The sequence below is a fragment of the Streptomyces sp. C1-1 genome (assembly GCF_050214755.1).
Taxonomy (GTDB): Bacteria; Actinomycetota; Actinomycetes; order Streptomycetales; family Streptomycetaceae; genus Streptomyces.
In genome coordinates this window covers 434008-448634 of sequence record NZ_CP189826.1, presented here as the reverse complement: position 1 = coordinate 448634, position 14627 = coordinate 434008, and the positions used below count along the sequence as shown (strand labels likewise).

The window sequence follows — 14627 nt, the reverse complement described above, 5'->3', positions numbered from 1 at the left end:
GCAACGGCTTCTCACTCCTCCGGCGGCGCGTGTGGATGGGTCGATGCGGAGGCCGGGGCCGGTCGTCGCAGGAGTTGTTCGATCAGGCGTTCCTTGGCCAGGGCGAGGTGGCGCCGGTAGGTGCCGTACGGCACCCCGAGTCGTCGGGCAGCGGCCCTGTGGGTGCGGGAGGCCGTGATGTAGGTGGCGGTGAGAGCCTCGTGTGCCCTGACGCCCGCGGGGTCGATCTGTATCGCGTCGAGGGCGGTGATGATGGCGCCGCGCAGGTCCGCGGCCGGGTCGGGTGAGCCCGGCGGCACGAGAGGGGAGCGCAGCAGGACGCTGGTGGCGAATTCGCGGGGTACGTGCCAGACGCGTAGCGCCTCGAGCACGCCTTCGGCGAACGCGGCGCGCGCCGGCTGATCGCCCGGGTCGTTCGTGGCGGCAGTCGCGGGCCAAGTCGCCACCGGGGCGACCGCGGTGCGAGCCCGGTACTGCACCCACTCCTCCACTGTCTGCCGTCGCCAGTCCCGGCCGAAGACGTGCTGTTGCCTCCCGCCGACCTCCACGGCCGCGACCTCCGGCATACCCGCCTCGGCGAGGTAGCGCCCCCACCGGTCGGCGTCCTCGAAGACGGTGAAGGTCACCGCGCGTCCGTGGGTTCGCATCTCCTCGCCGATGGTGCGCCGGCTGATGAGCTCCATCAGGGGCGAGGGCCGCTGCTGCCCGCCGGGTTGTACCGCGAAACGGCGGATGCCCAGGTGCTCGCCCGGCCGCAGGGGAGCGGCCGCGTCCACGAGGTCCCAGACTGCCGCGATCACCGGGTCCTCGGCGCGGTCCTCGGGCAGTGCTGCGTCCAGCCGCAGGACGGCCATGAACGACACGGGGGCGGGGGAGCCCGCGTAGCGGTGGACGCGGAAGGCCTCTGGCTGGCGGCGTATCCAGTGCGCGACCGCGGCCGCCGATGACGGGCCCTCCGCTTCCTCGGCCATGCGCAGCACGCCGGGCACGTCTTCGGGCCGGAGCGGAGTGTCCTCGATGTGTGGGTGCGTTCGGTAGTTGTACAGATTGCCGGGCCCGCCCTGCTTGCGGAAGAGGAACATCCACTCGGCGACCCGCAGCGGTACGTCATCCTCGGCGGCACCGCGCACGGCCTGGAGGCCCGCGAGGGAGATGCGGACGCGGACGTCGTCGTAGCGCTCGGGGTCCCGCCAGCGCAGGTCGGCCTCAAGGGTCGACCGCACCGCGTCGTGCGGGTGCAGGCCTTCGGGTGTGGCCTCGATGTACGGGAGCTGGCGTAACCAGGAGAACACCGTGTCGGTGTCGTCGTCGCCCAACACCGCGCGCAGCAGGGGCTCGCGGGTGACGTAGGCCTGTGCGACGACTTCAAGTGCGCGCCGGTGGACGGCGCTCGGCAGGTCGCCCACGAGCCGCTCGACCAAGGTCATCAGGACGTCACCGGTCGGCTCCCACGGTGCGCCGGGTGCCGTGGCGGGCACGGAGGCGGCCATTGAGAGGGCGAGCGGGCTGCCTCCGGCGAAGGCGACGAACGCGTCGCGCTGCTCGGCCGGGACACCCCGAGCAGCCAGCAAGGCGTGGGACTGGGCCGCGTCCAGCGGCCGCACGGCCAGGGCGGTGAACAACTGCGCCCATCCGGGATCCAGCGACCAATCGGTGTCGGGGGCGACCCTGCTCGCCACGACCACGATCGCGCCCTCGGCGAGCCGCAGCAGGAAAGTCTCGCGCAGCCACGCCTCCAGAGGCTGGCACTGCTCGAAAGTGTCGATGAGCAGCACCGTGCCGGGTTCGGCGCACGCCGGGGCCGCGGCCTCCGCCAGCCGCCGCGGGTCGGCGTCGAGGAACCGTCCGTCGACCTGGACCACGGAGCGGCCGCCGAGCTCGGCCTGCCGGGCGGCGTAGCGCAGCAGCGAGGACTTGCCGATGCCGCCCGGGCCGTGCAGGTAGGCCACAAGCGGAGCGTCCGCCTCGCCCGACAGCATCCGGTCGAGCACCGCCCGCTCCGGTTCCCTGCCCACCAGTGCACCGGCACGTGCCGCGGCCAGCCGGCCCGCCAGTCCCGCCGCTCCCAATCCGCGCTCCTTGATGCAGTTCCACCAGGTCAAGGTTGTCCGGCGGTCCGCAGCCGCGCCGCCGGGCTCCTCTTCATGGTCACACAGCCAGCCCGGCCACCTTCCCGACGACCGAGAGCCCACCTTCACTCCGGCGCTGGCACAAGCTGCCAAGGACCTGGCCGACGTCCGCCAAACCGACGTCGATCTGTCGCCGGCCGCGATCGCCACGTACCTGCACGTGTCCGTGCGCACCCTGAAGCGGGCCTTCGCGCGTCTGGACGAGTCGTTCAGCGCCTACATCCGCCGCCGGCGCCTGGAGGCAGCGGCCGCGGCGTTCACCGCCCCCGGATCACGGCTCAACGTCTCCGGGGCCACCGCGCTGTGGCACTTCACCGACAGCAGCCACTTCATCCGGGCTTTCAAGAAGCACGGCCAAGCGACGCCGACGCAATTCGCACGACGGCCGGTCTGACGACTCGGCCGGACGGGTCCGGTCTGGCTTGGCGGCCGGAATCAACGGGCCTGCGCGGCAACGCAGTTGTCCCGGGTAATCCCTGTTCTAACGTGGTACTGCTCGCCGCGGTGCCGCCGCAGGGCCTGGGCGACCCCCGCCACCCGTCGCATCACGGATGGAACCGCCACCGGCCCTCGGAAACGACATCCACCTTGCCGTCCCTGACGCGAACGGCCGTGTCGTCGTCGATGAAGTAGATCGGGAAGTCCGCCCGCGCAGCGATGCGATCGGCCCACGCGTCGTCCCGTTCGGGAAAGTCCGGCGAGTACAGGTGGGGCTTGAGATACCAGTCGAAGAGGCCGAACGGCGGCTCGACGGTCGTCGTGCCGAGCACGTGGAGGTCCGCGGTGTCCCCGATGACGTCGGCGGAGTGTTCGGTGAGATGACGGCTGAAGATCATCGACCCGGCGCTGACCCCCACATACACCCGGTTCTCCAGAGCCTGCAGGAAGCCGTCGGCCAGACCGTTGCCGGTGATGCTGCGCGCGAGGTGGTAGTGATTGCCGCCCTCGACATAGATGACGTCGGCGTGCAGCAGCCGGTCGAGGACCACCGGCCGGGGCAGGCCGTTCAGCTCCAGGATGTCGAACTCCCGCCAGCCGAGGCCGTGCAGCCGGTTCAGGTCCGCGATCATCCACCCGTGGTCCCCGGGCTCGGCGACCGATGCCGTGGGGACGTACACGACGTTCGCCGATCCGAAGGGCTTTCCCAGCATGTCCCGCAGCGCATCTCGCAGCGTCTGGTTGCGCAGGCCACTGGCCGTCAGCAGAAGGTTCACCGGGTGAGCCAAGCACGGCTGACGGGCGCGCGCAACGAGCCCCGGATCCACGGATACCGGCATGGCAAGGTCGTATCAGGGCGGGGCGCTCACCGGCGACTGCCGCGGCCGCCCGGCATCATCCCGCGGCCCGCTCCGCTGCGGTCCCCGTCCCCCGCCGCCTGTTGGGTCCTCAGGCTCCGCTCTTGCGGCGGCGAGGCGCGGCCGAGCGAGGCGGCGTCGAGCGCATGTGGTCGCGTACGGGCCCCAGCAGGGCGGCGAGAGCCCTGACATCGTCACGCGAAAGCGGCTCGAACAGGAGGCTGCTGACCACCTCGACGTGCCCCGGCAACACCGCCGCAAGCAGCTCACGCCCGGCGTCGGTGATGGTGACGGTGATGCTCCGCTCGTCGTCCGGCGAGGGAGCGCGGACGACCAGGCCTTCCTTTTCGAGCAGACCTACCTGGTAGGTCAGGCCGCTGCGGCTGTACACGACGCCGTCGGCCAGGTCGGTCATGCGGTGGCTGCCTGTCGGCGAGTCACCAAGGCGGGCCAGCAGCTGGAACTGCACATAGCTGACATCACCGGTCTCGCGCAGCTGCTGCTCGACGGCATGCCGGAGCAGGCTGGTCACTTCGATGAGGTCGAAGTAGGCGCCGAGCTGCACGGGGTCGAGGGACGGTGACGGATCGGGCATGACCGGAGTCTACTGCTTCGAATTCGAAGAATGTTGCCCGCCGTCGTTTCCGCCACCACGGGTGGAGTCGGAATGTAGCCCCTACGCGAGGTCAGGTGCCGCCCCGGGCGGGCGCGCGGGAATGTGTACCGGCCGATGCCGTGAACTCGTGCGAGCGCACGGTGTGGGCAGTGTTGGACCCGACTGGGCACCGCAGAACATGGAGATCGGGCAGTGGTACGGCGAAGGCTTGGGGCAAGGAGGACGGCGCCGCCGCCCGCGGATTCCGAGGATCGGCCATGAGTATTCCCTACCTGGCACAACGTGAGGACCAGCAGCGGCTCGAGTGGATCGGCGGGAGTGTCTTCAGCGTCCTGCTCGACGCGGAGGCGACCGGTGGGCAGCTGACCGTCGGCCGCTTCGATGTCAGCAAGGGGGAGGCGCCGCCGTTTCACGTGCACAACAACGAGGACGAGGTCTTCCTGCTCCTGTCCGGCTCGGCGCTGGTGTGGGCCGACGACGAGGAGCACGAGTTGCGCGAGGGCGGCATCGTCTTCCTGCCGCGGCGCATTCCGCACGGCTACCGCATCACCTCCGAGAAGGCGGACCTGCTGCTCATCTCGACCCCCGGAGGGCTGGAGAAGATGTTCCGCCATGCGGGCCGTGACCTTCGCGAGCCGCGCCCGGAGGGTTTCGAGATCCCCGCGCAGCTGCTCGCCGAAGCCGCGGAGCTGTCCGGCAACGTCATCCTCGGCCCTCCCCGGTGACCGCACCACGGCCCGGCCGCAGGGAGGAATCATGAACACCTTGCCCGGATGAACACCGCCGCGTGGAGCCCGGTGTCCCTGGCCGTCGTGAGCGCTGGTACCGACCATCCGCGTCCGACGCGTCGCCTCGCGGACTGGGTCGCGGAGGCTGTGTGCCGGTCACTGGCGGCCGGCGGTGCGCGCGCCGAGGTGGAGGTGGTGGAGCTGCACCGGCTGACGGCCGACCTCGCCCAGCGGTCCGTCCAGGGCCGCGCCGGCCTCGACCTACGAGAGGCGATCGCGGCGGTCGTGGCGGCCGACGGGCTGGTAGTGGCAACCCCGGTGCTTGCCGCATCCCCGAGTCAGGTGTTCGACGCGTTCTTCGCCGTCCTCGGGGACGGAGTCCTCTCCGGCATGCCGGTGCTGCTGGCGCTCAGCCACTCAGGCCGGCAGCCACCCGACCTCGCGCAGGGGATGCGCGCGCGCCTGACCGGAGTGCACGCGGATCCGGTGCCCACGGTCGTCGTCGCGGACCCGGCCGACTGGCGGACCACGGCGCGCAGTGACGGGGGGCGGCTGCACGCCCGTATCGACCAAGCCGCCGCGGAACTCGCCGGGGCGATGCGCGCGCACCGGCAGTGACCGACAGCACTTGCTTCGAATTCGAAGCAGATGTACGGTCGTCGTCAACGGTTGCTTCGAATTCGAAGCAAAATGGATCGCAGTGAAGGTGAGAACCGAAATGAAGGCAGTGCGTTTCCACGAGTACGGCGACCCCGGCGTCCTGCGCTACGAGGACGTGGAGCAGCCCGTTCCCGGGGCCGGTGAGGTCCGCGTCCGTGTCGCCGCGACGTCGTTCAACTCCGTCGACGGCAACATCCGCGGCGGCTTCATGCAGGGCCCCATCCCAGTCGTACTGCCGCACACGCCCGGCATCGACGTCGCCGGCACGGTCGACGCGTTGGGCGCGAGCGTGGACGGACTCGACGTCGGGGACGAAGTCGTCGGCTTCCTGCCGATGGACGGCGACGGAGCCGCCGCGCAGTACGTTCTCGCGCCGGCCGAAGTCCTGGCTCCGGCGCCCAAGAGTGTCCCTCTGGCCGACGCCGCCGCGCTGCCCGTGGTGGGCCTGACCGCCTACCAGGCCCTGTTCGACCACGGCAAGCTGACGTCCGGGCAGCGCGTGCTGATCAACGGCGCCGGCGGCGCGGTCGGCGGCTATGCCGTGCAGCTGGCCAAGAACGCCGGTGCCCACGTCATCGCCACGGCCAGCCCTCGCAGCAGCGAGGCGGTCACATCCAACGGCGCCGACGAAGTCATCGACCACACCACCACCAGCCTGACCGCGGCGGTGACCGAACCGGTCGACGTCGCACTGAACCTCGCACCGGTCGACCCTGCCGAACTGGCCGCGCTGCTCGCCCTGGTCCGCCCGGGCGGGGTCGTGGTGAACACCACGGTGTGGATGCCCGCCCCCAGCGACGAGGAGCGCGGCGTGCGGGGCATCGACCTGTTCGTCCGCAGCGACGCCGACCAGCTGGCGCAACTGGTGGCCCTGGTCGACCGGGGCGAGCTGCGCATCGACGTCGCCGAGCGAGTGCCGCTGGCCGAGCTGCCGGCCCTGCACGCCCGAGCAGCCCAGGGTGCTGTTCACGGCAAGGCCATCGTCGTCCCGTCCGCAGGCTGACACCTCGGCCCGCCTCCGCCCGCGACGGGCCGAGGAACGCGTCAAGGCCCGCTGCCTCCCGCCCAGTTGCGGCGACGGCCCGTCGCCTTCGAGGCGGCGGGCGGCAGGCCACGCGTCAAAGGGCCTCGGCCAGGTCAGTCGCAGGCGGCAAACACCAGTCGGAGAGTTGCGCTCGAATCGCGAGGACGCGGATTCCCGGATCCTTCACCCGGATCTCCCGCCCGACGCGACCATCCTCGACACATTCCGGGGGCGTGGTTGTGAGCGTCAGCGAGTCGGCGGGCCCTGTTCTTGCTTTGGGTGCGTTGCGAGCGTGGGTGTCGGCGGCTTGCTCAGGGCCGCGAAGGAGGCCAGGCCGGCCTTGATGAGCTTGGCTGCGCGGCGGACGTCGGTGGTCACAGCCTGGTGCAGCTGCTCGGGGGTGTGAGTGCTCTGCAGGTTCTTGCCCAGGCTCCGGAACTGGATGGGCCACAGCCCGAGGAGGGCCGTCGCCGCGATCTGCGGCTCGGGGTCGTCCGGGCTCGTCCCGGTGCGTTGGGCCAGCGCCTGGGCTGCGACGTCGATGAGCCGCTCGGTCATGTCATGGTGATAGGCGCGCAATGAGGGCGTGGACCGGGTCAGTTCGCGGAAGCGCCTGATCGTGGCGGCGGCTTGGGCCGGGTCTTCCTGGTCGGCGATCCAGGACGTCATGCTGTGCAGTTCGTCGGACAGGACCTGCAGCACCGCGTCGACCGGGCAGCGGTCAGGGACGGCCAGGTGGGTACGCAGAGCGGTCGTCGTGGCCTCGCCGAGGTCCAGGATGAGCGATTCCTTGGTGGGGAAGTAGTTGAAGACGGTCTTCTCCGAGACACCGCACGCCCGGGCGATCTCCGCTACGCGAACGCCGTCGAAGCCATGCTCGAGGAACATCTCGGTCGCCGTGTCCGACAGGCGCTGCCGCATCAGACGCTTCTTCCGCTCGCGCAATCCCTCGGCCGCGGGCTCCCCGGCCTGTCCGCGCCATCCCGACCAGTCCACCGTGCTCATGCAGGGCAGCGTAGTTCAGCAACGCGATTATTGCTGTCACTATATATTTTCAGTCGCTGTAAAGTTAAGCTCCAGTGAGATGCCCACACTGCCGGGGAGCACCCATGAGCGCCATCCACATCGTCTGCGACTACCCGCATTCCGCCGCGAAGGTCTGGCGCGCCGTCACCGACCCAACGCTCATCCCTCGCTGGACGGCGACCGGCGCCGGGGCGCGGCCGGAGGGATTTGCCACGACCGTCGGCACCGAGTTCCAGTTCATCGCCAAGCCGAAGCCTGGCTGGAGCGGCATCGTCGACTGCGTCGTGCTGGAGGTGGACGAGCCGCGCCTGCTGCGCTACTCGTGGACCGACCACGGCGGCGGCGACACCACCGAGGTCACCTACCGGCTCGAGCCCCATGCCACAGGAACGCGCTTCACCTACGACCACACGGGCTTCGTCGGCGTCGGCGGTTTCTTCATGGCCCAGATCCTGGGCCGCGTCCGGAGCAAGATGCTGCGTGTCGGTCTGCCCGCAGTGCTCAACGACCTCGATGAAGCCGGCAGGCTCCGCCCCGGCAGCAGTCCCGAGCGCCCGCTCTGACGACTGTCGGCCGCGGTGAGCCTGCGGTCTGTTGATGCCGTCCGGGCCGGTACGGCTCTTTGCCCCTGTCCTTGGTCATCCAGGGGCCTTGTTCGCGCGTGGCCCCCACGCCGTGCCGACTACCGGCTGCTCCGCGCTCGCTTACGGCTCCGTCAAGCCTTGCCCCATGCCCGCCAGTTGCCGCCGAGGAGCACACGATGACTGCCGCGGACTGTGCCAATAGCCCTCCTGTGACAGCGAGATGCTCCAACCCGACCTCGACGACCGCGGTCAGTCGAGGAGTTCGCGTACGAGTGCGGAGACCTGCTCCACCTCGATCAGGAAGCCGTCGTGACCGTAAGGAGAATCGATCACCCGAAGGTGATCCGCAGCGCGGATCCCGGCCGCCAGTTCCGCCTGCTGGGGGAGGGGATACAGACGATCCGAGTTCACGCCGGCGACCAGCGTCCTGGCGGTAACGCGGCGCAGGGCGGCACGCGTACCGCCGCGGCCCCGGCCGATGTCATGCGCGTTCATGGCGTCCGCCAGGACGACGTAGCTGCCCGCGTCGAAGCGGCGCACCAGCTTGGCGGCATGATGGTCGAGATAGGACTCGACCTGGTACCGGCCGTCTTTCCAGGGGTCCTCCGGGTGCTGGGGAGTGCGACCGAAGCGGACCTGCAGCTCCGGCTCGCTGCGGTAGGTGACGTGGGCGATGCGGCGGGCCAGGCCGAGTCCGGCGTGCGGAGCGCGGCCCGTGTCGTGGTAGTCGCCGCCACGCCAGTCAGGGTCACTGCGGATGGCGTGGAGCTGGATATCGGCCCAGGCGATCTGCTCAGCGCTGGCCGCCGCCGTGGTGGCGAGCAGGAGGAGTGCGTTCGTACGCTCCGGATACGACACGGCCCACTCCACGGCCCGCATCCCGCCCATGGAACCGCCGATCACCAGGGCCCAGTGGTCGATGGCGAGAGCGTCGGCCAGGTCGGCCTCCGCGGCGACCTGGTCGCGTTGCGTCAGAAAGGGGAAGCTCCCGCCCCAGTGTTTCCCGTCGGGACGCGTCGAGGACGGTCCGGTGCTGCCCTGGCAGCCGCCCAGAACGTTGGGAGCGACGACGAACCAGCGGTCCGTGTCCACGGCCAGCCCGGGCCCGACCAGTCCGTCCCACCAGCCGGGAGTGGGGTGACCGGCCTCGGCCGGTCCGGCGACATGGCTGTCGCCGGTGAGCGCGTGAAGCACCAGCACGGCGTTGGAGCGGTCCGCCGCCAGCCGCCCCCACGTTTCGAACGCCAGCCGCACAGCGGGAAGTTCACCTCCTGCCTCCAAGGGCAGTGGTCTCTGCCGCACATGCCAGAGGCGGCGCCCCGGTGGGTCCCCCTCCCGCCAGGCTCCGGAGGCCGGTGGGAGGGGGACCTCGGAGGTCGCCAGTACGGTGTTCAGGACGCGCCCTTCGCCGCGCGGAATCCGGCCTCCAGGTCCGCCTTGAGATCGGCGAGGTTCTCGATGCCGACCGACAGACGAACCAGTCCCGGCGAGGTTCCCGTCGCCGCCAACTGCGCGTCGTCCAGCTGGCTGTGGGTGGTGGACGCCGGATGGATGATGAGACTGCGTACGTCGCCGATGTTGGCGAGATGGCTGAACAGCTCGACGGCGTCGACGAACCGCTTGCCCGCCTCGACCCCGTCCCGTAGTTCGAAGGCCAGGACCGCGCCGGCGCCGCGCGGCAGATAGCGCTGCCCTGCCTCGTACCACCGGTTGGATTCCAGGCCCGGGTAGTGCACGACGGCGACCTCGTCGCGCTGTTCGAGCCATTCGGCCAAGGCCTGGGCGTTCGCGGAGTGCCGTTCGAGGCGCAGGCTGAGCGTCTCCACGCCTTGGAGCAGCAGGAAGGCCGAGTGCGGGGAGAGGGCGGGCCCGATGTCGCGCAGCAACTGCACGCGCAGCTTGATGGCGAAGGCGCCCGGGCCGAGCGCGGGCCAGTACCGCAGGCCGTGGTAGCTGGGGTCCGGTTCGCTGAAGTCGGGGAAACGGTCGGCGTGCGCGCCGAAGTCGAAGGTGCCGCCGTCGACGACGATGCCGGCGATGGTGGTGCCGTGGCCGCCGAGGAACTTGGTCGCGGAGTGCACGACGATGTCGGCGCCGTGCTCGATGGGCCGCAGCAGATACGGGGTCGGGACGGTGTTGTCCACGATGAGGGGGATGCCCGCGGCGTGTGCGACGTCGGCCACCGCCCGTACGTCGAGGACGTTGCCGCGCGGATTGCCGAGTGTCTCGGCGAACAAGGCCTTGGTGTTCGGCCGGATCGCCGCCCGCCAGGCCTCGAGATCGTCCGGGTCGTCGACGAAGGACACCTTGATGCCGAACTTGGGCAGCGTGTGGCGGAACAGGTTGTAGGTGCCGCCGTAGAGGGACGTGCTGGAGACGATGTGGTCGCCCGCGCGCGCCAGTGTCAGGATGGCGAGGGTCTCCGCGGCCTGCCCCGAGGCCAGGGCCACCGCGGCGACGCCGCCTTCGAGCGCGGCGATCCGCTGCTCGAACACGTCCTGGGTCGGGTTGTGGATGCGGGTGTAGATGTTGCCCGGCTCGGCGAGGGAGAACAGGTCGGCGGCATGCTGGGTGTCGCGGAAGACGAACGAGGTGGTCTGGTAGATCGGCACCGCCCGCGCCCCTGTCGTCGGATCGGGCGTGGCACCGGCGTGGATCTGCTTGGTCTCGAACGACCAGGCCGAGGTGTCGGGGCCGGCTGGTTCGTCCTCGGGGGTGTGCCCGGCGGTGACGGAGTCGATCGGCTGGCTCATGGTTCTCCCTTGTGCGGGTCGTGCGGGGGTGCGTGAAGAGACCGCGTGGCTGCCGTCCGGAGGAAGGCATGGCGGAGGTCGCCGAGGCGCGGTGGGGAAGGAGGGGGCCGGAGGCCGGAGCGGAGCGTCAGCTCGCGCTGGAACACCCCATGCTGGTGACACGCACGTAGTCGACGTGGCGGCGGGTCACGAGCAGGGTCATGCAGTGAGAGAACCACAGGTTGTGCCGGGCAGTCAGCGTGACATGGGGTGTTGAAACACGATTGCCACAACCACGCCGGCCCCGCGCGGACCACACCTCCGATGAGAGCACCGCCGTAGCGAGCGCTGAAGCTTTTCCGGGTTGTGTATGCGCAGCTCGTTCACGATCCTCTGCGCCGTGCTCGTGCACGAACCGCAGGCCGCCGAACCCGTTGCGATCGCGGTCACGGACCCGGGCCCGTGGACGTTCCTGGAATTCGGCTGTTCCGGGGTCCTGCACGATGACCGTGCCACCGTGGGCCTTGACCGCCTTGACCGCCTTGACCGCCTTGACCGCCTTGACCGCCTTGACCGCCTGACCGCCCCGGGCGCCTGACGGGCAGGGACAGCGCACCGGCTTCTCGCGACGCGCGTCTCGCGGGCTCGGCTGAGGTGCTGGGCCACCAGCGCCGGCGCGGGATGCGCGGCCTCCAGCCGGCCCAGGAGCGTGCCGAGCCCCTTGATGCCCCGGTGCGCTCCACGAAGATCGAGAGGGTCTCTACGATGGGGAACCGTCACCTGAAGGAGTAGTTCGCAGCGCGCGACGGAGCCGACCTGTCGGGCAAGGACGCCACTCCGCGCTTGAGTGGAGATCCATCCGCGGGGCGGGCTGAAGCTGGGCAGAGGGGAGCCAAGGTGAGAGTCCGCTATCTGGGTGCCCCGGACACACCGCCCGACCCTCTCGACGGCAGGTACCACTTCGTCCCGGGACAGGAATACGTCGTACTGGAACTCCATGTCCGGAGCGACGGGTCTTCCTCCCTGCGAATCGAGCACTCGCCGCATGACCTTGCCGGTCTGTACGGCGGGAGGTACTTCGAGCAGGTGTCCGATGTCATTCCTTCCCAGTGGAGCGTGGAGATCCATCCGCGGGGCGGGCTGAGCATGGGCCCGAAGGAGTGGATTGCGGGAGATTTCTGGGAGCGCATGATGGAACGCGATCCGGAAGCGGAAGCCGACTTCGCGGCGACCCGCGACGCCATCACGGCCGAGGATCCGATCGCCTGAGACGATCGGTGGCGCACGGAGTGAGGGGGAGCGGTGGCCGCTGCTCCCCCTGGCACAGCTTTCCGCTCCGAGAACAGTCGATCCGAGCACTGTCCGCGGTCACCGTGGGATCCGCTGGTGTAGGCGAAGCCGCCCCAGGTGTTATTGAATGAGCTTTGCGGTCAGGAATCTCGGTGACTCTGTCGCCCGGGTTCTGATACGGCCCCGGCGCGCTGCCGGGGTTGGCGAGCGAGCTGAGAGAGCCGCATGGACTCCACCCCACCCCCCTCGTCTGCGTCACCGTTCGACATGGTCAGCAGCGCTTTGGGGCAGTACATGCCGGCCGACGGGGCGGCAGCGGCCGCCGCTTCCGCCGACCCGCAGGGCGACAACGCTGCCAGCCGCCCCGTACCCGCAGATCCGACCCCCGCTCGTCAGGAGCAAATTCTCGGCGCGGTCAATCTGGACCGGGAGCTGAGAATCACCCGCTCCAATCTGGACGCCCCCGTCTTCGCGGGGGTGGAGGCCGTGACCGGGAGCCCTTTCGTCGATCTCCTGCCTCCCTGGGACGTACCGACGGTCACTCGGCGGTTGCAGCAGGTTCTCGAGAGCGGTGAGCCGCACGTCGCCCGGGTTCAGCGGCTGCGGCGCCGCGACGGGTCGGAGCTGGTGGTCTCGATGAGCATCCTGGCAGCCGCCGCGCCGCAGGAGGGCTTGACCGTCTCTCTGATCGCCATGGCCAAGAGGCTGCACCTGTACGCCGCCGAAACCGCGATCGGCACCTCGTTGGACATCGGCGAGACCGCCCAGTCGCTCGCGGAGTCCTTGCTGGCCTGGGGAGACGTGACCGCCATCGACCTCGACTTCGCCGTGTGGTCGGGCGAGGTGGTCACCGAGCAGCCGCAGGGCCGCATCCGGCTGCGGCGGGCGGCCCTGGTGCCGGACCGGGTGTGGCCCGACGGCTACGTGACTCCGGGGGTCGATCTTCCCGGCGACGCGAGTCGCCTGTTGTCGCAGGCGATACGGCGTGACGATGCCGCGCAGGCCATCGTCATACCCGACCGGAAGGCGATCGAACGGGTCCTCGGCAGTGCGCGGCTGGTACGTGCCCTGGTGCCCGGCGACGAGGCGGCGGGTGTGGCGTGTATTCCGCTGGTCCTGGACGGCGCGCCGCCCGTCGTTCTGGGTGTGGCGGAGGTCTGGCGACGGGCGGACCGTCCCTTCGAGGACAGCGAGCTGTTCGACCTGCAGGAACTGGTGGCCAGGACCTCCCACCATGTCGACCTGGCCCGTCAGCACCAGCGCGAGCACACACAGGTGCTGGCGTTGCAGCGCCGACTGCTGCCACGCTCCGGCGGCGACACCATCGAGACCGCCAGCGTCTACCAGCCCGCCACCCCCGACAGCGCCGGCGTCGGCGGCGACTGGGTGAACAGCTTTCCGCTGCCGGACGGCCGGACCGCGCTGGTGGTCGGTGACGTCGTCGGGCACGGCCTGGGAGCCGCGGCGACCATGGGGCAGCTGAGCATGGAGGCCCGCGCGCTGCTGTCCGCGGGGCTGGCGCCCGACGAGGTGCTGGAGCACCTGGACGAGACCGTGTCACTGCTGGACGACGCGGAGTCCGGGCTGGCGGCCGGTTACAGCGCCCTCGGGTCGACCTGCTGCATCGCCGTGTACGACCCGGTCAGCCACCAAGTGGCGCTGGCCAGTGCCGGCCATCTTCCCCCGGTCCTGGTACCCCCGGGAGGGCCCGCCGGGCCGGTCGTGATACGTCCCCACCCCGGGCTGGGCGCCGAGTTCGCGCTGCGGGAGCCGTATGACGTGCACACGTTCCCCGCGCCGCCGGGCTCGCTGCTCGCCCTGTACACCGACGGCCTGGTGGAGGATCCCGCGCTGTCGATCGACGAGGGCATCGACAGGCTGACGGACGCCGTGTCCTCGGTGCACCCCTGGGACGCCCTGCAGCAGGCCGCGCGGCGCGTGGTCGCGGCGCTGGCGCCGCCGCGCCGGCGCGACGACGTGACCCTGCTGCTCGCGCGCATGATCGGTTACCGCAAGGGGGACACCGCGACCTGGCGTCTGCCCGCTCGCGGCGACGCGGCCGCCCGAGCCCGCACGCTGGTCTCCGAGCTGCTGGGGCAGTGGGGCACCAGAAACGACACCCGGGACAGCGTGCTGTTGGTCGTGGACGAACTGGTCGCCAACGCGGTGCGCTTCGCCGGCGGACCCATTACGGTGCGGCTGATCAGGACGGGGCACGGGCTGCTGTGCGAGGTGGGCGACACCGGGAACGGCAGGCCGCGGCGGGGCCAGGGCGGGCTCCTCGACGACGGTGGCCGTGGCTTGCACGTCGTGCATGGACTCACCACCCGGTGGGGGGTGCGGTGGACCGAGCCCGGCAAGGTGGTCTGGGCTTCGGTCGAGCGGTGACGGGGCTTCGGTCGGGCGGTGACGGGGCTTCGGTCGGGCGGTGACGGGGCTTCGGTCGGGCGGTGACGGGGCTTCGGTCGGGCGGTGACGGGGCTTCGGTCGGGCGGTGACGGGGCTTCGGTCGGGCGGTGACGGGGCTTCGGTCGGGCGGCGCG

14 protein-coding genes are annotated in these 14627 nt (G+C 70.5%); 8 read left to right on the top strand and 6 right to left on the bottom strand.

Annotation, left to right across the window (positions count from 1 at the left end):
* Window positions 1-11 precede the first annotated feature (11 nt).
* The gene (locus ACQF4J_RS02025) at window positions 12-2069 is read right to left on the bottom strand and encodes an ATP-binding protein (protein WP_427164334.1); all 2058 of its coding nucleotides are present in this window, start codon (window positions 2067-2069) and stop codon (window positions 12-14) included.
* A gap of 13 nt (window positions 2070-2082) precedes the next feature.
* Here ACQF4J_RS02025 and ACQF4J_RS02020 point away from each other — a divergent pair, with 13 nt between their 5' ends.
* Window positions 2083-2523 carry a helix-turn-helix domain-containing protein gene (locus ACQF4J_RS02020; RefSeq protein ID WP_427164333.1) on the top strand — a complete coding sequence of 147 codons (441 nt, stop codon included), beginning with the start codon at window positions 2083-2085 and terminating at the stop codon, window positions 2521-2523.
* 151 nt (window positions 2524-2674) lie between these two features.
* Here ACQF4J_RS02020 and ACQF4J_RS02015 read toward each other — a convergent pair whose 3' ends face one another.
* Window positions 2675-3343, bottom strand: coding sequence for a Type 1 glutamine amidotransferase-like domain-containing protein (locus tag ACQF4J_RS02015; RefSeq protein ID WP_351576489.1), 669 nt, complete (start codon window positions 3341-3343; stop codon window positions 2675-2677).
* Window positions 3344-3515: 172 nt separating this feature from the next.
* Complete coding sequence (locus ACQF4J_RS02010) at window positions 3516-4019, bottom strand: MarR family winged helix-turn-helix transcriptional regulator (protein WP_427164332.1); 504 nt, start codon at window positions 4017-4019, stop codon at window positions 3516-3518.
* A 278-nt stretch (window positions 4020-4297) separates the two neighbouring features.
* Between ACQF4J_RS02010 and ACQF4J_RS02005 the strand changes: the two genes are divergently transcribed.
* The 3 genes from ACQF4J_RS02005 to ACQF4J_RS01995 all read left to right on the top strand — a co-directional run bounded on the left by ACQF4J_RS02005 (window position 4298) and on the right by ACQF4J_RS01995 (window position 6431).
* Complete coding sequence (locus tag ACQF4J_RS02005; protein WP_351576478.1) at window positions 4298-4765, top strand: cupin domain-containing protein; 468 nt, start codon at window positions 4298-4300, stop codon at window positions 4763-4765.
* Window positions 4766-4813: 48 nt separating this feature from the next.
* Window positions 4814-5386 carry an NAD(P)H-dependent oxidoreductase gene (locus ACQF4J_RS02000; protein WP_351576475.1) on the top strand — a complete coding sequence of 191 codons (573 nt, stop codon included), beginning with the start codon at window positions 4814-4816 and terminating at the stop codon, window positions 5384-5386.
* 100 nt (window positions 5387-5486) lie between these two features.
* On the top strand, window positions 5487-6431 hold the full coding sequence (locus tag ACQF4J_RS01995; RefSeq protein ID WP_427164331.1) for an NADP-dependent oxidoreductase: 945 nt from the start codon (window positions 5487-5489) through the stop codon (window positions 6429-6431).
* 267 nt (window positions 6432-6698) lie between these two features.
* Here ACQF4J_RS01995 and ACQF4J_RS01990 read toward each other — a convergent pair whose 3' ends face one another.
* A complete protein-coding gene (locus tag ACQF4J_RS01990; RefSeq protein ID WP_351805160.1) occupies window positions 6699-7457 on the bottom strand; it encodes a TetR/AcrR family transcriptional regulator in 759 nt (252 codons plus the stop codon).
* Between the two features lie 104 nt (window positions 7458-7561).
* Here ACQF4J_RS01990 and ACQF4J_RS01985 point away from each other — a divergent pair, with 104 nt between their 5' ends.
* Window positions 7562-8041, top strand: a complete 480-nt coding sequence (locus ACQF4J_RS01985) for an SRPBCC family protein (protein WP_351805162.1) — start codon at window positions 7562-7564, stop codon at window positions 8039-8041.
* A 270-nt stretch (window positions 8042-8311) separates the two neighbouring features.
* On the opposite strand, the gene metX is transcribed toward ACQF4J_RS01985, so the two are convergent.
* The gene (gene metX / locus ACQF4J_RS01980) at window positions 8312-9457 is read right to left on the bottom strand and encodes a homoserine O-acetyltransferase MetX (RefSeq protein ID WP_427168547.1); all 1146 of its coding nucleotides are present in this window, start codon (window positions 9455-9457) and stop codon (window positions 8312-8314) included.
* Window positions 9454-10815 carry a bifunctional o-acetylhomoserine/o-acetylserine sulfhydrylase gene (locus tag ACQF4J_RS01975; protein ID WP_427164329.1) on the bottom strand — a complete coding sequence of 454 codons (1362 nt, stop codon included), beginning with the start codon at window positions 10813-10815 and terminating at the stop codon, window positions 9454-9456. The genes metX and ACQF4J_RS01975 overlap by 4 nt, the downstream gene beginning before the upstream one ends.
* A 379-nt stretch (window positions 10816-11194) precedes the next feature.
* Here ACQF4J_RS01975 and ACQF4J_RS01970 point away from each other — a divergent pair, with 379 nt between their 5' ends.
* The 3 genes from ACQF4J_RS01970 (at window position 11195) to ACQF4J_RS01960 (ending at window position 14472) form a co-directional block, all read left to right on the top strand.
* The gene (locus tag ACQF4J_RS01970) at window positions 11195-11392 is read left to right on the top strand and encodes a hypothetical protein (protein ID WP_427164328.1); all 198 of its coding nucleotides are present in this window, start codon (window positions 11195-11197) and stop codon (window positions 11390-11392) included.
* 488 nt (window positions 11393-11880) lie between these two features.
* Window positions 11881-12063: a hypothetical protein gene (locus tag ACQF4J_RS01965; protein ID WP_351576457.1), complete on the top strand. Its 183-nt coding sequence runs from the start codon at window positions 11881-11883 to the stop codon at window positions 12061-12063.
* A gap of 246 nt (window positions 12064-12309) precedes the next feature.
* Complete coding sequence (locus ACQF4J_RS01960; RefSeq protein ID WP_427164327.1) at window positions 12310-14472, top strand: SpoIIE family protein phosphatase; 2163 nt, start codon at window positions 12310-12312, stop codon at window positions 14470-14472.
* Window positions 14473-14627 lie beyond the last annotated feature (155 nt).